Annotated in this window: 16 protein-coding genes and 1 pseudogene; 10 read left to right on the forward strand and 7 right to left on the reverse strand. The window is 61.5% G+C overall.

The genetic code is table 11. From position 1 onward, the window contains the following. Positions 1 to 11: 11 nt before the first annotated feature. Entirely contained in the window at positions 12 to 1,319 is a 1,308-nt protein-coding gene (locus ACP26O_RS32385; RefSeq protein ID WP_426356419.1) for a dicarboxylate/amino acid:cation symporter, read from the reverse strand. 296 nt (positions 1,320 to 1,615) lie between these two features. On the opposite strand from ACP26O_RS32385, the gene ACP26O_RS32390 reads away from it, so the two are divergent. The 3 genes and pseudogenes from ACP26O_RS32390 (at position 1,616) to ACP26O_RS32400 (ending at position 3,119) form a co-directional block, all read left to right on the forward strand. Beyond that, the gene (locus ACP26O_RS32390; protein ID WP_175665795.1) at positions 1,616 to 1,870 is read left to right on the forward strand and encodes a hypothetical protein; all 255 of its coding nucleotides are present in this window, start codon (positions 1,616 to 1,618) and stop codon (positions 1,868 to 1,870) included. Between the two features lie 216 nt (positions 1,871 to 2,086). Beyond that, positions 2,087 to 2,254 (forward strand): annotated as a pseudogene (locus ACP26O_RS32395) (electron transfer flavoprotein subunit alpha/FixB family protein); the annotation flags it as partial. Continuing rightward, on the forward strand, positions 2,244 to 3,119 hold the full coding sequence (locus ACP26O_RS32400) for an HpcH/HpaI aldolase/citrate lyase family protein (RefSeq protein ID WP_175665794.1): 876 nt from the start codon (positions 2,244 to 2,246) through the stop codon (positions 3,117 to 3,119). The pseudogene ACP26O_RS32395 and the gene ACP26O_RS32400, both read left to right, overlap by 11 nt. 64 nt (positions 3,120 to 3,183) lie before the next feature. Here ACP26O_RS32400 and ACP26O_RS32405 read toward each other — a convergent pair whose 3' ends face one another. Next, positions 3,184 to 4,101, reverse strand: a complete 918-nt coding sequence (locus ACP26O_RS32405; protein WP_175665793.1) for a LysR family transcriptional regulator — start codon at positions 4,099 to 4,101, stop codon at positions 3,184 to 3,186. 126 nt (positions 4,102 to 4,227) lie between these two features. On the opposite strand from ACP26O_RS32405, the gene ACP26O_RS32410 reads away from it, so the two are divergent. Together ACP26O_RS32410 and ACP26O_RS32415 are read left to right on the forward strand one after the other, a co-directional pair. Then, a complete protein-coding gene (locus ACP26O_RS32410; protein WP_166724516.1) occupies positions 4,228 to 4,626 on the forward strand; it encodes a RidA family protein in 399 nt (132 codons plus the stop codon). A 59-nt stretch (positions 4,627 to 4,685) separates the two neighbouring features. Next, entirely contained in the window at positions 4,686 to 5,633 is a 948-nt protein-coding gene (locus ACP26O_RS32415; RefSeq protein WP_175665792.1) for a GlxA family transcriptional regulator, read from the forward strand. A gap of 66 nt (positions 5,634 to 5,699) precedes the next feature. On the opposite strand, the gene ACP26O_RS32420 is transcribed toward ACP26O_RS32415, so the two are convergent. The 3 genes from ACP26O_RS32420 to ACP26O_RS32430 all read right to left on the reverse strand — a co-directional run bounded on the left by ACP26O_RS32420 (position 5,700) and on the right by ACP26O_RS32430 (position 8,007). Beyond that, a complete protein-coding gene (locus ACP26O_RS32420; protein WP_175665791.1) occupies positions 5,700 to 6,182 on the reverse strand; it encodes a YybH family protein in 483 nt (160 codons plus the stop codon). A 121-nt stretch (positions 6,183 to 6,303) separates the two neighbouring features. Beyond that, a complete protein-coding gene (locus tag ACP26O_RS32425; RefSeq protein ID WP_175665790.1) occupies positions 6,304 to 7,158 on the reverse strand; it encodes a DJ-1/PfpI family protein in 855 nt (284 codons plus the stop codon). Positions 7,159 to 7,260: 102 nt separating this feature from the next. Beyond that, the gene (locus ACP26O_RS32430) at positions 7,261 to 8,007 is read right to left on the reverse strand and encodes an SDR family oxidoreductase (protein WP_175665789.1); all 747 of its coding nucleotides are present in this window, start codon (positions 8,005 to 8,007) and stop codon (positions 7,261 to 7,263) included. A gap of 391 nt (positions 8,008 to 8,398) precedes the next feature. Here ACP26O_RS32430 and ACP26O_RS32435 point away from each other — a divergent pair, with 391 nt between their 5' ends. Continuing rightward, positions 8,399 to 9,439, forward strand: coding sequence for a lipase family protein (locus ACP26O_RS32435; protein WP_175665788.1), 1,041 nt, complete (start codon positions 8,399 to 8,401; stop codon positions 9,437 to 9,439). A gap of 473 nt (positions 9,440 to 9,912) precedes the next feature. Continuing rightward, positions 9,913 to 10,968 carry an aldo/keto reductase gene (locus tag ACP26O_RS32440; protein ID WP_175665787.1) on the forward strand — a complete coding sequence of 352 codons (1,056 nt, stop codon included), beginning with the start codon at positions 9,913 to 9,915 and terminating at the stop codon, positions 10,966 to 10,968. A 30-nt stretch (positions 10,969 to 10,998) separates the two neighbouring features. Here ACP26O_RS32440 and ACP26O_RS32445 read toward each other — a convergent pair whose 3' ends face one another. Further along, entirely contained in the window at positions 10,999 to 11,124 is a 126-nt protein-coding gene (locus ACP26O_RS32445) for a hypothetical protein (protein WP_267478964.1), read from the reverse strand. Between ACP26O_RS32445 and ACP26O_RS32450 the strand changes: the two genes are divergently transcribed. Continuing rightward, the gene (locus tag ACP26O_RS32450) at positions 11,123 to 12,556 is read left to right on the forward strand and encodes a DEAD/DEAH box helicase (RefSeq protein ID WP_175665786.1); all 1,434 of its coding nucleotides are present in this window, start codon (positions 11,123 to 11,125) and stop codon (positions 12,554 to 12,556) included. The two genes, ACP26O_RS32445 and ACP26O_RS32450, sit on opposite strands and share 2 nt — an antisense overlap. A 250-nt stretch (positions 12,557 to 12,806) precedes the next feature. Here ACP26O_RS32450 and ACP26O_RS32455 read toward each other — a convergent pair whose 3' ends face one another. Beyond that, the gene (locus ACP26O_RS32455) at positions 12,807 to 14,903 is read right to left on the reverse strand and encodes a hypothetical protein (protein ID WP_175665785.1); all 2,097 of its coding nucleotides are present in this window, start codon (positions 14,901 to 14,903) and stop codon (positions 12,807 to 12,809) included. A 630-nt stretch (positions 14,904 to 15,533) separates the two neighbouring features. Between ACP26O_RS32455 and ACP26O_RS32460 the strand changes: the two genes are divergently transcribed. After that, the gene (locus ACP26O_RS32460) at positions 15,534 to 16,928 is read left to right on the forward strand and encodes a hypothetical protein (protein ID WP_175665784.1); all 1,395 of its coding nucleotides are present in this window, start codon (positions 15,534 to 15,536) and stop codon (positions 16,926 to 16,928) included. 183 nt (positions 16,929 to 17,111) lie between these two features. Then, a complete protein-coding gene (locus tag ACP26O_RS32465) occupies positions 17,112 to 18,182 on the forward strand; it encodes a S66 peptidase family protein (RefSeq protein ID WP_244099040.1) in 1,071 nt (356 codons plus the stop codon). Positions 18,183 to 18,723 lie beyond the last annotated feature (541 nt).

The raw sequence follows: 18,723 nt of genomic DNA on the forward strand, positions 1-18,723 counted from the left end.
CCGGGCCTCCGTCAGACGTCCGCCGGATGCGCGATCGTGCCTTCCTGCTCCGCCTCGATGCGCGCCAGGTTGGCCTCGGCTTCCGCCTCCGACATGAGCTGGCCTTCCCATTTCGCGACCACGGCGCTCGCGATCGAGTTGCCCACCGCGTTGGTGGCCGAGCGGCCCATGTCGAGGAACGTGTCGACGCCGAGGATCAGCAGCAGCCCGGCCTCCGGCAGCCCGAACTGGTGCAGCGTCGCCGCGATCACGACGAGCGATGCGCGCGGCACGCCGGCCATCCCCTTCGACGTCAGCATCAGCACCAGCAGCATCGTGATCTGCGTGCCGAGCGACAGATGGATGTTGTACGCCTGCGCGATGAACAGCGACGCGAACGTGCAGTACATCATCGAGCCGTCGAGGTTGAACGAATAGCCCATCGGCAGCACGAAGCTCGAGATCTTGCGCCGCACGCCGAACCGGTCGAGCGCGTCGAGGATCTTCGGGTACGCGGCTTCGGAGCTCGCGGTCGCGAACGACAGCATGAACGCTTCCTTGATCAGCGCCAGCAGCTTGAACACGCGCCGCCCGAGGAACGCCATCCCCGCACAGACGAGCAGCGCCCACAGCAGGAACAGGCTGAGGTAGAAGTCGCCCATGAAGACCGCGAACTTCAGCAACACCGACAGCCCGTTGACCGCGACGGTCGCGGCCATCGCGGCCAGCACCGCGAGCGGCGCGAGCTTCATCACGTAGCCGGTGATCTTGAGCATCACGTGCGACAGCTGGTCGATCGCGGCGACGAGGATCTTGCCGCGCTCGCCGAGCGCGGACAGCGCGACGCCGAAGAACATCGAGAACACGACGATCTGCAGGATCTCGTTGTTCGCCATCGCCTCGGCGATCGACTTCGGCACCATGTGGCCGACGAAATCCTTCAGCGTGAACTTGGAGGTCGCGAGGTTCGCGGAGGCGCCGATGTCCGGCAGCGGCAAGCCGAGGTTGTCGCCGGGGCGGAGCAGGTTCGCCATGAACAGGCCGAGCAGCAGCGAGATCAGCGACGCGGTGACGAACCAGCCGAACGCCTTCACGAACACGCGCCCGACCGATGCCGCGTCGCCCATGTGCGCGATGCCGACGACCAGCGTCGAGAACACCAGCGGCCCGATCACCATCTTGATCAGGCGCAGGAACACGTCGGACACGAGCGAGATGTAACCGGCGATTTCGGTGGTGGCTTTCTTGTCGGGAAAGCTCGTGTAGATCATGTAGCCGATCACGATGCCCGCCACCATCGCGACCAGGATCCAGACGGCTGCAGCATTCTTTTTCTGCATCGTGAGCCTCCCATGCACCGGTTCGGCAACCGGGGATGGAAGGACAATACAGGACACAAAAGGCGATGAACAGTGCAACCGGGGTCGGGGTTTGCGCTAGCGCCGGGTCGCGACGGATTGCCCCGGCGGGGATTGCGCCGGTGGCGCCGTCGATGCGCGGAGGCGGTGCAACCGGGGCTCTATTTGTGCGACGCAGCACTGCGCCTGTTCGACCGCGCCACGGTTCCCGTGGGCGTATGCCTGACCCTCCCCATGAAGTCGCACGTCAGGCGTGCACGCATCACGTGAAGCCTCACATGTTCATCATCGGCGATGCACTCGGGCATGAACGCATCGCGTCGAGCCTGTATTCGGGCCGGTTGTTGAGATCGTTTCCGCTCGGCGGCGCGGTGCGGCACGGATCTCGCCGCTCCGTTGTCATGCGTCATGCGCTGGACGATATCCAGCGATTCCGGGCGATTACAGGGACGCTGGCGGCGAACGGCCCGGCGCTTCCGGGCCGTGTCGCATCCGGCGCCGGAAAACGGCCGTGCAATAGGTTCGGGCTATGACCGGCAGAGCGAATCGATAGTTGTGGCCGTGCGGGATTGCGCGTGTAATGGCTCGCGATACCGGATGACGCCAGTGACCCGACGGAGGAGCAGCGCGTGAAGATCGTAGTAGCGATGAAGCGGGTGGTCGATTGCAACGTGAAGGTCCGCGTGAAGTCGGACAACACGGGCGTCGACATCGCGAACATGAAGATGTCGATGAATCCGTTCGACGAAATCGCAGTCGGCATCTCGGGTGCGATCCAGCATCTGGCCGGCATGAAGGATTCGAAGAAGATCGTCGCGATCAACAAGGATTCCGAAGCACCGATCTTCAGCGTGGCCGACGACGGCCTGGTCGGCGATTTGTTCGAGCGGATGCCGGAGGTGATCGATGCCGTCTGATGCCGCGGTGCGCGCGAGCGTCGGACGCTCGGCACCTGCCCAGTCATACCTGTTCGTGCCGGGCAACAAGCCCGAGCGGTTCGACAAGGCGCTCGCAAGCGGCGCCGACGCGGTCATCATCGATCTCGAAGATGCCGTCGAACCGGACGCAAAGGCGGCGGCGCGCGACGCGATCGCGCAGTGGGTTTCGCCCGAGCATCCGGTGCTCGTGCGGATCAATGCGCGGAACACGCCGTGGTTCGAGGCCGACGCCGCGCTTGGCGCGTTGAAGGGCGTCGCGGGTATCGTGCTGCCGAAGGCCGCGCGTGCGGACGATGTGTGCGCGGCCGTCGCGCTTGCGCGCCGGCGTGTGCCCATCTATCCGTTGATCGAAAGCGCGCACGGCATGTGGAACGCGCTCGACGTCGCGAAAGCGCCGTACGTCGCGCGGCTGATGTTCGGCACGCTCGATTTCATCGCGGACATGGGCATGTCGGACGATGGCGTTTCGCTCAATCACTTTCGGTCGCAACTGACGTTGATTTCGCGGGTGGCCGGAATCGAGTCGCCGGTCGACGGCGTAACGCCGGACATTCACGACGGGGAACGGATCGCGCGCGACGCGCTCAACGGGAAGCAATTGGGATTCGGCGCGAAGCTCTGCATTCACCCGAAACAGATCGCATTCGTGCACAAGTGCTTTCGGCCGAGCGACGATGAGGTGCGCTGGGCGCGACAGGTGCTCGATGCGATGCGCGAGTCGAATGGCGGCGTGGTGACGGTCGACGGGAAGATGGTCGATCGGCCCGTGTTGCTGCGTGCGATGCGGATCGACGAGCTGGCCGCATCCGCCGGAGCGGCAGCGGAAGGGGCGGCTCGCGCATGATCCGACGCGGATGCCGCCGCCACCCGGACGAAGGGCGCGGTCGCGCATGACGCACGTAACGTGCTCATTGCGGCTCCACGGCAGCAGGGGCGTTCATCAGCTCGACGACCCAGTCGATGAACGCACGCAGCTTGGCGCTGACGTGGCGGTTCGGCGGATACGCGATGTATAGCGGCATGGGAGCGAGTTGCCAGTCTTCGAACAGCGTGACGAGCTCGCCGCGCTCCAGATGCGCTTTCGCCATATAGTGCGGCAGCCACATGATGCCGAGGCCGGCCACGCCGGCCGCGAGATAGGCATTGCCGTCATCGACGGCGAGCGCGTAACGGCCTTGCACAGAGATGGTCTCGCCGCTGCGATGCATGACGAGCGGATAGAGTCTGCCCGCGCGTCCCCACGAGAACCCGACGATGCGGTGATGCGAGTTTTCGAGTTCCGCCGGATGCGAAGGCGTGCCTGCGAGTGCGAGATAGCCGGGCGATGCAACGATGCCGAGCGACAGGTTCGCCACGCGCCGGGCGACCATCGACTGATCGTTCGGCTCGCCGCCGCGCACGACGCAATCCACGTTTTCGCCCATGATGTCCACGGTGCGGTCGCTCACGCCCATGTCGAGCTGAATGTCCGGATAGCGGGCGAGGAAGGCCGGCAGCGCGGGGATCAGGATCAGTCGCGCGAACGGACTGGGCACGTCCACGCGCAGCCGGCCGCGTGGCAGCGTCGAGGCGCTCGACAGGCTCGTTTCGGCGTCGTCCATGTCGGCAAGCAGCCGGGTCACGCGCTCGTAGTACGCGATGCCGTCCGGCGTGACGTTGATCCTGCGTGTCGTCCGGTTCAGCAGCCGGACCCGCAAGCGCGCCTCGAGCTGCTGGACCAGCTGCGTGACCGTGGTCTTGCTCATATGCAGCGTCTCGGCGGCCTTCGTGAAGCTGCCCGCCTCGACGACCCGGACGAAAGCGCGCATCGCATCGAAGCGATCCATGAGTGTGTGCCTCGCATTTGAATTGTTTGCATTTTACAAACGGTCATGGACAGCGATGGTTGTTTATCGCGCGGGCGTCGGTCGGTACAGTGTGCCGATCGAAACCAGTGATCCATGGAGGTGAAGGTGGGCAAGCGCGATGTGGTGTTTGCGCCGGGACGTCGGGCGCTGTACGAGCGCAACCGATACTCGCCGGCCGTACGGGCGGGCGGGTTGCTGTTCGTCTCCGGTCAGGTCGGCAGTCGCGAGGACGGCACGCCCGAGCCGGATCTGCAGGAACAGGTGCGGCTCGCGTTTCGAAACCTGAATGCGATCCTGCACGCGGCCGGCTGCACGTTCGACGATGTGGTCGACGTCACGGTGTTCATGGTCGATCCACAATCGACGTTCGAGCGCGTCTGGCAGGTCGTGCCGGAGTTCTGGGGCGACGCGCCGCATCCGGCGCTCACCGCGGTCGGCGTGACCTGGCTTTACGGCTTCGACTTCGAGATCAAGGTCGTGGCGAAGCTTCCGGTCGCCGAATGACGCGATTCGAGGGTTCCCGGTAAAATTGGCCTCTTCTGATTTTTCGGTAACCGCTCGTCATGCATCGAATCGGATTCTTCGTTTGCCGCGGCTACGATGCGCTCGATCTGGGCGGGCCACTGGCGGCCTTCAATCAGGTGGCCACGGCCGCGGGCCATACGCCGTACGATCTTCATGTCATCTCGCAATCCGGCGGCCCGGTTCATGGCAATACGGGCCTATCGATCGAGACGAAGCCCGCCGCACGGCGCACGTTCGACACCGTCGTGTTCGTGGGCGGCGATATCGATCCGATGCAGACGCCGGAGAATATCGCCGCCGCCAGAAAACTGGCGGCCAGGGCATCGCGGGTCGCGAGCGTCTGTACGGGCGCGTTTCTGCTCGCGGAAACGGGCTTGCTCGACGGCTTGAGAGCCGCGACGCACTGGCGATACGCGGCGCTATTGCAGGCGCGCTTTCCTCGCACCCGGGTCGACGGCGACAGCATCTACGTGGTGGACGGGCACGTGTGGACGTCGGCGGGCATCGCGTCCGGCATAGACCTCGCGCTCGGCATGATTGAACGAGACATGAGCGCGGAGACCGCGCGCGCTGTCTCGAGGCTGTTGGTCGTTCCGTATCGTCGACCGGGCGGGCAGTCGCAATTCTCGGCCATGTCGCAGATGGAGCCGGAATCGGATCGCATCCGCATCGCGCTGAATTTTGCCAGGGAGCATCTGGCTGAAGCGTTGCCTGTCGAACGGCTTGCCGAAGCCGCGAGATTGAGTGTGCGACAGTTCGGCCGCGCGTTTCGCCGGGAAACCGGAGAAACACCGGCCAAGGCGGTCGAGCGTTTGCGCGTCGAAGCTGCGCGGCTGCGCCTGCAGAGCGGCAGCGAACCGATCGAACAGATCGCGTTGGCGGTTGGGTTCACCGATCCGGAGCGGATGCGGCGGGCCTTCATCAAACTGCACGGGCATCCACCGCAAGCGATTCGACGCGAGAGCAGATCGAACGGCGCGCGCTGATCGATCGCCGGCCGATCAGCGCGCTGCGTGGTCAACGCCCGTCTGACGGGCTATTTCGCCGGCCGCTCAATGGTCGGCGGTTTTGACCGGAGGGTAGTCGTTCCACATGTCGCGATGCAGCTTCCACTCGCCGGCCTGCTTCACAAACACGAGGATCTGCTTGCCGCGGATCTGGAGCTTTCCATCGTGATCGTGCACCTCCGCATCCGACACCTCCGTCACCATCCGGTCGTCACCGTAGAACTCGTAATGGCTGAACGATACGGTGCCCGGTTTCGTTCCGGCATAGCCCTTGGTCAAGTACTCGGCGATCGCGCGGCCCCCGGTGACTTTGTCGCCTCCGGGCGGCAGGAGGGTGCCGTCGTCGGTGTAGAGGCGGCCGATCGCCTCATAGTCCCCTCGCGCAAAAGCATTCGCCCATCGGGCGTTTTCGGCCTTGATGGCCGCTTCGGGCGGACGTTGCGCGCCGCCGGCCGTGGCGGGCGTCGTGAATGCGAAAAAGGAGACGCAGGCTGCAAGAGCAGCGGTACAAAGACGGATCTGTTGCATCGTGTGATTCCCGAACGGACTTGAATTGAAAGGACGGCGCCAAATGGGCCGGTGGAGCGGGCACGTGGCCGCGGCCTTCATCGAGGCCGGCCGCGGGCTGCAGCTGTTGCAGACAAGCGTTTCAGCGAACGCCGGGGATGCGTGCGAGCCCCCTCGATGCGCCGGGCAGCTTCTTGTCGACCATCGCGATGACTTCCGGCCGTGCGTCCCTCGGATGACCGGAGTGGAACGGCGGCGCGGGATCGTATTCGATCGCGAGCTGCGTGAATTCGGCGGCCTGTCGACCGCGCAGTTTCGCTGCGACGCGAAGGGCGAAGTCGATGCCCGCCGTCACGCCGCCGCCGCTCATGAACCGGCCGTTGTCGTCTTCGACGAAGCGCTCGGGAACGGGAATCGCGCCATATTCGGACAGCTTGTTGACGAAGGCCCAATGACAGGCGCTTCGCTTGCCGTTGAGTACGCCGGTTGCGGCGAGCACGAGCGATCCGTTGCATACCGACGTAACGTGCTTGGCGCTCTCCGCCAGACGCCGGATCTGCGCCTGATACGCCGGTCGCATCGGCGCCGACAAATCGGAACCGCCGGGGACGAGGATCACATCGGTCTGCTCGATATCGGCCAGTCGTTCTGTGTTGCCATACACGACGCCGAATTCGAGCGTTACGTTGCCTCCATCGAGGCTCGCGTAGCGAACGTTCGTATTGGGTAGCCGGTGGAAAATCTCGCTGGGGCCGGCGAAGTCGAGAAGCGTACCGCCGTCGTAATTGACGATCAAAATGTTGAGCGGGGCATTCGGGGGAAGTAACCCCTCGCTGCCTGTCTGTGCGCTCACCGGTGTGGCATGCGCGAGCAACGCGCCGCCGCCCAGGACGGCGCCGAGCGTGGCGGCGCTTCCGAGCTTGAGCACATCGCGGCGCGAGCGACCTGCTCGGGTGAGTGGTTTTACGGAAGCGTGGTTATCGCTACTGTCGGTCAAGATGATTTCTCCTTGCACTTCGGCCGCTCGGCGAGTGCCACCGGGCTGGGCCGGATTGAATCACCGCCACGACGAACCGCGTGGCGGCCATGAACCGCAGGCTCAAAGCTGCGACGCACCGCCATCGACGACCAGTTCGGTGCCGACGACGTAGGCGGATTCGTCGCTGGCGAGATAGAGTGCGGCGTAGGCAATGTCCTCGGCCTTGCCCAGGTGGCCCACCGGAATCGCTGCGGCGAACTCGGCCCGACGGTCGCGAACCCATTCGTCGGACATGCCCCACCGGGTGATCAACGGCGTGTTCATCACGCCGGGCGCGATCGCGTTGAAGCGGATTTTCCGGTCGAGAAACTCGTAGGACCAGCTGCGGGCGAGCGATCGCACGGCGGCCTTCGCAGCGGCGGTCAACGAGATGCCGTGCTTGCCGGTCTGCGCAACGAACGATGTGTTGAGGATCACTGATGAACCTTCACGCAAGTACGGAAGCGCCGCTTGAAGCGTGAACACCACACCTTTGACGTTGACGTCCATGATCTCGTCGTAGAGTTTGTCGTCGATATCGTCGACCGCGGACGGGAAAGCCCAGCCGGCGTTGGCGAACACGACATCCAGGCCGCCGAATTGCTCGTTTACGTCGGCTGCAATCGAGCGCATGTCCTGGATCGAACGCACGTCGCCCTTCAGAACGAGCGCATGCTCGCCAAGCTCGGCCTTTACGCGCTCGAATACTGAATCGTCGCGACCCGTAACGGCTACTCGCGCGCCTTCCGCAATGAACAGCTTCGCGGTTGCAAGACCGATGCCGCTGGTTCCGCCCGTGATCAACGCGGACTTGTTCTTGAGCCTCATCTTCCATTCCTTTCCATGTCGTGATTGATCCGGGCGAACGCTCGAAACGCAATCGCGTTCGTGCGCCTTTCCCGGCGTGATCTTTCGATGTGAAGTATGGAATGTGATGCGAATGGCGCAAAGGTCGTATAACCCTCAAAAAGCGCCATGCAAGCCGCGCGTCGGCCGGAAGCACGAGTCGCCCCGCGCGGCCGTGACAGGCCGACGGTACCTGCCAATCTCGACAGGTTGTTCCGCCGTACCGCGCGCGCGATGATTTGCGTGCTCATTGCGAGCCTGCCCCGCTTGCGTTCCGTGCAATCAAGCCCCATTCCGATCCGCTGCGGCGCAACAGGGGGGGATCGGCTGGTTCGCAATGACCCCCTTCCGCAGCGCGACGACGAGGCGAACCATGACATCCAGCAGACTCGAGCAAATGCAGGCCAATCTCACGTTGGCCTATGTTCTTAACAACGCAGCAGTCGACGGAGTCGGGAGGGAACTCAATCATCCGACTGCGTCGCAGGTCAAAAAGATCATCGTGGATCGCCTGAACCGATCGAAGATGACTCGGAACGATCGATTCGAAATCGCCTGGGGGCCGGCAATCGTATTGGATCCGAATGGCGAAGCTGCCAATGTCACCGTCGTCTTGCAATTGGCCGGTAGCGGCGAATATACAGTGGTGACGAGCGGCACCAATTTCACGTCCCCGCTTGATGTTCTGAGCGATTTTTCCTATGACACCCTCGAGCCATTCAGCGCGTATGTGCCGAACTGTCCGTCGGACGCACGCATATCGGCGGGTACGAACGGAGCGCTGTACCACGTACTGAAGACGCCCGATGAAAGTCATCAGACGCTCGTCCAATTCCTGAGCACCGTGCCACCGTCATCGATAGTCAACGTTGTCGGGCATAGCCTCGGCGGAGCGTTGGCGTCCGCGATCGTGTTGTACCTGAAGAATCAGAGCGGCTTGCAATCTCTGACGTACCACTGCCAGACGTTTGCCGCGCCGACGGCAGGCAACAAGGTGTTCGCCGACTATTTCGACGAGCAGATGCGAGGCAATGCGGTACGCATATTCACGACGAGGGATATCGTGCCGATGGCATGGAATGCGGACAGCCTCCAGAAGGTGAAACACGTCTACAGCGACGTTCCTTACCATGACACCCCTGACAACGTGAAAATTGCTGTCGATATGGTCAGCATTGCGACAAATTCGCTGAAGTACACCCAATGGGGAACGTCTGAACCATCAGGGCCCGTGGCGACGGCGATGGAGTATCAGCTGAAGGCGGACGTCAATGTAGCCATTCTGGATTTCCAGGCGCAGGTTGGCTTTCAGCATATCGACGGATACATTGCCTGCCTGGGTATGGCCCGCAGTGACATTGATCTCCCCCCGCTGCCACAGGTCAACCCCAAGGTAGGTAAAACGCCAGTGTGAAGCAGTGCGAAGCAAAACCCATAAGAATACTGGCACGCAGTGAGAAAACCCGCTTCGGCGGGTTTTTTCATGGCCGGTTTTATGCCGGGCCGCAATGGCCTGGGTTGCCGCCGCCGATATGTCGTGGGATCGACGCTTGGCAAAGATCAAGCGCACGTCGCGGTTTTGCATTGTTCACTCTGGAAGTAACAGAACGTTCAATCGGCCGTCATTTATCACCCGCTTGCGACTCAGTAGAGTGTTTTCCCATGTCGACGCCCGGCGACAACCTGAATGAAAGGAAGCCAGGCATGACGCAACACACTTTGTCGCACGGGCATCTCGAGACGGCACGCCGGTATGGCGCACGTGTCGCAACGAGTGCCGGCCCATTTCGGGCAGCACACGCTCGAATCCGCTGAAATCCAGGTGTGCGGTGCGTGCCGGACCGGACACCGCCGCATTCTTTCCAGCCGATCCAGAAGGAAACGACGATGCAATACAAGCAACTGGGCCGCACGGGCCTGTATGTCTCCGAGCTGTGTCTCGGCACGATGACGCTGGGCGGCAATGCCGATGCCGGCATGTGGGCGGCGATCGGCGCGGTCGGCCGGGACGACGCGACCCGATTGATCGCCCGCGCACTGGCCGCCGGCATCAACTTCATCGATACCGCCGATATTTACTCCTTTGGCCACGCCGAACGCCTCGTCGGACAAGCGCTCCGGGACCTCGGCGTTCCGCGCGGCGAGATCGTGCTGGCGACCAAGGCAGCCGGCGTGATGGGCTCGAAGCCCAACGATCAGGGCGCGTCGCGCGGCCACATCATGGATTCGGTGCAGCGAAGCCTGGAACGGTTGCAGGTCGATCATATCGACCTTTACCAGATCCACGCGAACGATTCCGTCACGCCGATCGAAGAGACGCTGCGGGCGCTCGACGATCTGACGCGCCAGGGGCTGGTGCGCTATGTCGGTGTCTCGAACTGGCGCGCAGGCAAGATCGGCAAGGCGCTCGGACTCAGCGAAGCGCTCCGCGCGACGCGCTTCGAGACGCTCCAGGCCTACTATTCGATCGCCGGGCGTGACGTCGAGCGCGAACTCGTGCCGCTCGCGATCGAGGAGCGGATGGGGCTGCTTGTCTGGTCGCCGCTCGCCGGCGGTTTGCTGTCGGGGAAGTTTGGTCCGGGGGCGCCAACAGAAGAAGGTGCGCGGCGCAGCCATTTCGATTTTCCGCCGGTCGATCTTGACCGGGCGTGGTCGTGCGTCGCAGCGATGCGCTCTATCGCCGACGCGCGAGATGTGTCGGTCGCCCGGATCGCGCTCGCATGGTTACTCGCCAAGCCGCATGTCACGAGCGTCATCATCGGTGCCAAGCGGGTCGAACAGCTCGAAGACAATCTCGGCGCGGTCGATGTCGTCCTGACCGACGATGAATTGGCGCGTCTCGACGCCGTGAGTGCTTTGCCTCCGTGTTACCCGGGCTGGATGATCGATCGTCAGGAGTCGGGCAGACGGCCGAAGCCGTTCGCGCGCGTCGCATCGAACTAGGATCGGCGACGCCAACACCATCCGCTCGCGTTAAAGCGACGCGCCACCACACATGACGATCTGCTGCCCCGTGATCGCGCTCGCATCCGCGCTCAACAGGAAGCCGGTCAGCGCGCCAACCGCTAGAATTGCGGTTTTAGCCCGGAACACGTCCATGTCTTTTGCCTCGCTCGGCCTGATCGACCCCTTGCTGCGTAATCTGCAGGACCTCAATTACCAGACACCTACGCCGGTGCAGGTCAAGGCGATTCCCGCGGTGCTCGGCGGCAAGGACGTGATGGCTGGCGCGCAGACCGGCACGGGCAAGACCGCGGGTTTCGCGCTGCCGCTGTTGCAGCGGCTCGTGCAGCAGGGCCCGGCGGTTTCCAGCAACCGCGCGCGGGTGCTGGTGCTGGTGCCGACGCGTGAGCTGGCCGAGCAGGTGCTGCAAAGCTTCGTCGCGTACGGCAAGGGCCTCGACTTGCGATTTCTGGCCGCCTACGGCGGCGTGAGCATCAACCCGCAGATGATGAAGTTGCGCAAAGGCGTCGACGTGCTCGTTGCGACGCCGGGCCGTCTGCTGGATCTCAACCGCCAGAATGCCGTGCAGTTCGATCAGGTCGAAACGCTGGTGCTGGACGAGGCCGACCGCATGCTCGATCTGGGCTTCGCGCGCGAGCTCAATGCCGTCTTTGCCGCGCTGCCCGTTCAGCGCCAGACCCTGTTGTTCTCCGCGACGTTTACCGACGATATCCGCGCGATGGCGGCGAGCATTCTGCGCAGCCCGGTCAATATCAGCGTCAGCCCGCCCAATGTCACGGCGAGCAAGATCAAGCAGTGGGTGGTGACGGTCGACAAGCGCAACAAGCCGGACCTCTTCATGCACCTGGTGGCCGAGAACAACTGGGATCACGCGCTGGTGTTCGTCAAGACGCGCAATGGCGTCGAGTATCTGGCGTCCATGCTGGACGAGGCAGGCTATGCGGTCGACACGATCCACGGCGACAAACCGCAACCCGCGCGGCTGCGTGCGCTCGAGCGCTTCAAGACGGGCGAAGTGCAGATGCTGGTCGCCACCGATGTGGCGGCGCGCGGGCTGGATATCGATGACTTGCCGCTCGTCATCAACGTCGATCTGCCGATCGTCGCGCAGGATTACGTGCACCGGATCGGGCGTACCGGGCGCGCGGGCGCGAGCGGCGTGGCCGTGTCTCTCGTGTGTGCGGATGAAGCCCCGCAACTGGCCGCGATCGAGGCGCTGATCGGGCAGACGCTGCGCCGCGAAGAAGAGCCGGGGTTTGAAGCGGAACACCGCGTGCCGGAAACCAGCTCGACGGGGCAGATCATCAAGAAGCCTAAAAAGCCGAAGAAGCCCAAAGTGCCGCAAGGCGGGGCGGCGGCGATGCCGGTGGCCGGAAAAAAGCCGCGGCCGCAAGGCGGTGAGGGCAAGCGCAAGGGTGGCGGAGCCGCGGGCAAGGGCGCAAGCGTGTTGAACGGTAGCCCGTTCAGCGTGCAAAAACCGCGCGGCAAAGGCAAACCCGCTGCGAAGGCGGGTGGGGGAGCGCGTAAGCCGGCTGGGAAGCCTGCGGGTGGTCGCGGTAAACACTAACGCTGATTCGTTGGGTGGCTGAGGCCGGCCATTGAAAGACGGGCGATTGGAGGCCCGCAGGGGGGGGCGCGGCTTTGCCGCACATCGGGTTGGCCGGCAAGGGCGCACTGAAACCAGGGACGCTCGCCTCGCCGTGTTGCTCGGCAAGTCATCGGCCAAACCGGTCATCAAGAACTTGGACAACCAAGGCCGCTTTACACCGTTTTCTGGACGTGCTCAACTTCGTTCCCGATCTCGGCCAATGCCGACGTTAAGAAGACTGATCTTGGCTGCGCATCTTCTGTTGATGGAAGTGCTCCAGTAGCACATTGAGGGTCGAGAACGTCATGGGAGTGGATAGCCTATTCCTCACTTCGGTCAGCGATTGCACGCTTTCCAACAGGATGTCGAGCTGGGCCACGCTCGCGGAAGCGGCGTTGAGCGGATGGGCGTTGATGTGTTGGCCTGCCGCCGCAAGCAGGCGTGTCTCTTCCTGAAACAAGCGCAGATGCGTGTTGAAGTCCTTAACTTGCTTTTTTTTCGTATAGCCGGGATCGCAGGTGAATTGGGCCGACAACAAAGCGTTATAGACGTTCCTAAGCATCCACCGATCCTGGAGCGCGCCGTGGTCCAACAGGGTCACGGTGAGGCGCGTGATGTGCCGGCCTCGAAGCTCCAGCCTCGTCCCGTCGAGGAAATGTATCGCGCCCATACTTCGCAAAATACGCTCATGCCTGAGAGCCTGAGCTTGAGACGCAAACAAGCCACCCGCAAAATCAAGTAGCGCATCGCCCTGCATGCCGGTCATGGCGCCCCGGGTTAGCGCCTTCGCTTTGCATTCGACAAGGATGATATTTTCCTCATCCTCGAAAACGAGATCGCACTCGCCGGCACCTTGCCCACCCAAATCATAGATCGCGTTCTCGAAGCTCGGTTGAAAGTCACGCTTGCCGAATATGTATTTCGTTAGCCTCTCTGCCGCATCGCCTCTCAGACAGGCGATTTCCTGATCGGTCTTATTGGTTCTCCAGGCTGCGAACGTGGCTTCGAACAGGGCTGGGCCCAGTACCGAGGCCGCCGGCAGAACGACGCTGTTTCCCTTGAGCAGAATGAGCGGCTTGAAGATTACGTCCGGACCCGCGGCCCCGAAGGGGGAGCGATAGTGTTTGTTGGCCTCTCCCTCTCTATGCGCAAAGAACGGCAACATGGATTGAAAGAGCTCCGGGTCGAAGCCGGTTTCAACCAACCTGGGGATCGGTACGACCTGAGTGCCAGGTCTGGCATGCTCTTTCAGAACTTGAGCCAGCTGTATCGCATCCGCAACGTTCCAGCCGATCCGCTGCTTCATATCGGCATCGAGGCCTTCGCGGAAAAAAATGGCGAGAAACTGAGGCGTGAAGCTGAGATGCCACTGACGAAGAGAGAAGCAGTGGTCGTAGTGAGCGACCTCTCGCAGTCCGTCCTCCAAGGCTTCGGCATTCAATCCTAGAAAAGCAAATTGTGAGTAGGGTTCGAGATCAAGCATCGCCACGAGATCGCGCGCTAGGCAGACGGCCTTGTCCCAGAAGGACTTGGCATTTCGTTCGTTGGATCCTTGCGCCGGCAGCTTGACGGCAATGTTATAAAGCAGCCCGATCGGCAACCCCGGGGGCCGATAGCCAAGACCGCCGGCATATTTCCTGCCGAATAAAATTTGCTCGTAGGCGTAGTCTTGGGTCTGCAAGGCCACCCGCATGATATTCGAGAGCGCATTGAGACAGCCTAGACGCTGGAGGCATTTCCAAATTTCGCCGACGATGTTTTCGATACCTTCAGGCCTGATCTGATATCGGTCTGAGCGGATCGAAAAGGCGTAGCCGAGCCGCCTGATCCGAGTCGCTGCGTCGGCAACCGCTTTCGTGCGAGCGTTCGAAAATGGAAATCGCTTGAGGACCGCGAAGGCGCGGCCTATGAGCATTGCTTCCAGCCAAGCCGACTCGTGGTCGAGTGCTCTCACGAAGGCAGTGACTTGCGGAGGAGGAGAAGCGCCTGGTTGAACGGGCCCGGATGGAATCCTCTTTCCGTTGGGCTTGGCGATTCCAGGCAGGCAAGCCGCAATGTTATTCAGCGCCTCGGCGATTGGTTCGCTCACCTTATCCAGCACATTAGCCAAAAAGAAATGATTGGCTAGAGAGCGCACGGTGCCAACCGTTTGTCCCGTATTCTCCAAGACGATCAATAAATCGAAGAGCCGGTCCGATGCATGTTGAAGGCTCTGATAGGCTTCCAACGCCTCATTGGCGGCAGCTTCATCTGTCATCGGCACGGCTGTGGCGGAATCCAGAAAAATCGCTCTTAGTTTTTGCGCCTGATCGTCCAGGTTCTGCATCCGGGTCTCCTTAACGCGGGATGTGTCATGATCAGCGGTGCTGCAAATTTAAACGGGCATCGCACATTGGCTGTAGCAGGGCATATTGACCCAGTTACTCAACAATGCGGCTTTCCGGCAGCCTACTATATATAGCGGTCAGCCTGTCACGATGACAAAATTGACTGCTTTGGCCGATGAAGAAGCGCTCGTCTTAGATAATTGGATGACAGGTTACGGGGTGGAGCTGACGCCTGAGTGTCCAACGGGCGACGCATGTGAACGGTAGGTCGTGGCCGAACCCGGCCCGACGACGACGGTCGCGCCGCATCGTTGGGGGACCGCGGACGCCGACGGCAGATGCCGACCCGGAGCGGACGGCAGAGTTACCTCCGTCGAATCAGCAGGCTCCACCGGACAACGGTCATTCGTTCCTGCGAGTCCCTTGGCGCGTCGATCAGCCTTTGCGGACGGCGGTAACTGCAGGGTATTGACGATGAATGCCCCCTTTCAATCGTCGGAAAACACTGTAAAGACCAAAGGTCGGTATGGTGGGATTTGGCTTGACCACGTGCCGCCCCAAAAACGTGACTACACACCGTGAAAGTGATACTTTACAGGCGACCAATCCGCATATCGCCGCGACAAGCCATGACCATCCTGGACGAAAACAAAAAATCGCGCGCACTTCGAGAGCTTGAACGCTTTCGATCCGCCGCCGCCAACCCAGAGACAGGCAAGACGCCTGTTCAAGAATGTCTTATTTTGGATCAAAATCGAAAGCAGGTCATCGACCAGCGATTGTTGCCAGTGCTCGGTCAATTTCTCGGCGGATCTACGGATCTTGGCACTTTTAAGACAGAAGTCGACCGTATCAACAAGCGCAACGAATTGTGGGGCTTTAAGGGCATAAAAGGGCAGATGTTTTTCAATCTGCTTTACAACACATGTGCTGATGTCGATGAGCTAACTGCTGAACTTAAATCGGCTATAGAGTTACCTTCTGACGATGTTGTAGCAAGGAGTCGAATTCGGAATTTCGTGAGCTACGTTCGGCGGTCTGGCGAAGAACACGTTGCAAACGGAGGAGGTAAGCATTCGCGGCCAAAGCCCTCAAGTATCCCCTTCTTTCTTAGCTACTTTTGGCAGATTCAAGCCCCTGACCAGTGGCCCGTGTATTACACGAACAGCGTACAAGTACTATCCGACCTGAACCTTTACCAACCGACGGAAGACCTGGCCGACGCCTATATAGGTTACGTTCATCTTGACACTGAAATTCGCGACCTGTTTCGGCAGAAACTTGGGCAACCTGTCACGCTCTACGACGTGGAACATGTGTGGTGGTACGCGAAAAAGCCCGCTGTGGTGTCGGTCGCTGCCGCAACGATCACAGGTGTCACGAAACAAGAACCGGAACCGAAGCTCGTCGTTGATGGAATAGCTTCGCCGTTGCAGCTACCCGACAGCTATGTCCCCCCGATTATCAGCATCATTCCCTTGCTAGCCAACAATGACCCGTCATTAGAAGCTTTGGCAAAGGCCGCTGGTACCAGTATTTCTCGTGCGTTCGAGAAAAGTGTCCATGCGGCTTTCACCATTCTCGGTTATGACACGCAGCTTCAAGGGCAGGGACAAGGTCGCATTCAGGACGGTCTGGCAATCTCGGCAGACCACTCGTACGCGATTCTTTGGGATGCGAAGGCAAGGCAGAATGGCTACAAGATGGGCACAGACGATCGGACTATCCGTGAATACATAACGACGCAAAGCAGAGAGTTGAAAAGGCGTCGACATCTGCGAAATCTTTACTATGTTTTGGTATCCAGTTCTTTCCAGGATGACTTCGATGATCTGATCCGCAGTCTCAAGATGGAGACTGACATCAGTGAAGTCTGTCTTGTTGAAGCCGATGCGTTTGTCACCATGATCGATGCGAAACTACGTGATCCCAATCTTTTGACCTTGGGGCCCGACGGGATGCAGCGATTATTTTGCAAAAGTGGTCTGCTTACCAGTGAGGACGTCAGAGAAGAGCTCGGCTAGACTGACCTTCCGATTCTGATCAGAAGGCTGGCAAACGGGACGTTTGTGATCGAATTGATGGAGTACGGCGAACGACAGGAAAGACCGACGACACGGCGACGAGGAAAGTGGATTGAACGTTCCTAAACTAAGGCGGAGCGGCCGTTTGAATGTCCGCCGCGGTATGCAATCGACCGGCAGTTCATGGCCGAACGCGGCCGGCCGCCGCCCTGCAACGCGCGACCGGCGCCGATCGACCCTCAGCAGCCGTTCGGGCTCCTTCTACCGCAACGACCGCTTCCAAGCAGCATCCCCGCGCGCACGACGCTGCGTTACAAGGCTGAGCCGTTAGCAAGCGGTGTCGGATATATTCAGCAGGTTCTCCAACATCAAGGTAGCCATTCAATGGAATCACGACGCAAGGCAGTGGGCGTGGTCGCGCCTGCGGGTGTGCCCGATCCGGAAGGCATCGCGCGTGGCATTGCGCTCGTCGAAAGTTGGGGTTTCGAGGTCAGGGCGGGCGCGCATCTCGGTAGCCGGTACCGCTATTTCGCCGGTACCGCCGAGGAGCGCGCGGAAGACCTGCGGCGCACCCTGATGGATCCGTCGATCGAGATCGTGTGGCTCGCGCGGGGGGGATTCGGTTGCGCGCATTTGCTTGAGCACTTGCCCGACGAGATCGCAACGCCAAAGACAATCATCGGCTTTTCCGACGCAACGTCACTGTTCTGCGCACTCGCGGATCGGCACGGCGTGCGTTTGCTGCATGGCCCGACATTTCACAGTCTGGCGACCAAGGTCGACGACGCGACGCGCGCCGACATTCGCGCTGTGCTGACCGGCGACGAACGCGCCGCGCTGAGTCTGCGGCAATTGTCCGGCGCCCCTGATGCAGTGCGGGGACGTCTGTGCGGCGGCAACGTGACGGTACTCGCGAGCGTCGCGGGTACGCGCTGGTCGCTTCGCTCACGCGACGCGATCGTACTGCTGGAGGACGTGACGGAGTTCGGCTACCGGCTCGACCGCAGCCTGACGCAACTGCGTCTGAGCGGCGCGTTCGACGGAGCTCGTGCGTTCGTGCTCGGGCAATTCACGCGCTGCCCGATCCCGGACGGCGCGGATTTCACGCTCGAGCAGATGCTTGTCGACGTGCTAGGCGGCTTTGGTCTGCCGATCTACTCGGGTCTGCCGATCGGACATGAACACCGCAACATCACCTGGCAATACGGCGGCCAGGCTGCCATCGAGAACGGCTCGATCCGGTTCGGCGCGTAGCGTCGAATCTGGAAGGACAGGAACGCGTATTCAAAGCCGGCTGTCCCGGGCACAGGCACAAGGGCCTGCGCCCGGTCGCGCTTCGGCTCGCTAGCAGTTTTGCTTAAGCATGGCTTGTAGAAGGCGGCACAAGCAACCGTCGAAGTGTGAGAGGTATGCCTGCATATCAGTCTCCATCCAAAGCGACAGGCGCGTCGGACGCCGCAGGCAATCGCACTCAGACGGCGTGGCCGGAGTGGGTCAACATGAACACTAGCTACGATGTGCTGAATGGACCGAGCGTGATTAAGGGAAACGTCGCTTGATGGCCGACTTCCGCCCGACGTAGGAGGCCGCACCCGACCCGGAGCGGTCCCCCGCAGCATAGGGGAGCGGACGGCAGCTATCGAGTGCTGAACGGTCACCCGTTGGCTGATCCCGGTCGACGGGCTAACATCGCGGTCAACCAGCGATCCAATATATCTGCGAACGGTCGTTCGAAATGGGGCGTCATTGATGCTTCATCAACCATACCGGCCGAAGGCTGATCCGGTTGAGGCGT

The sequence above is a fragment of the Burkholderia sp. R-40 genome, assembly GCF_049942845.1.
Taxonomy (GTDB): domain Bacteria; phylum Pseudomonadota; class Gammaproteobacteria; order Burkholderiales; family Burkholderiaceae; genus Burkholderia; species Burkholderia ambifaria.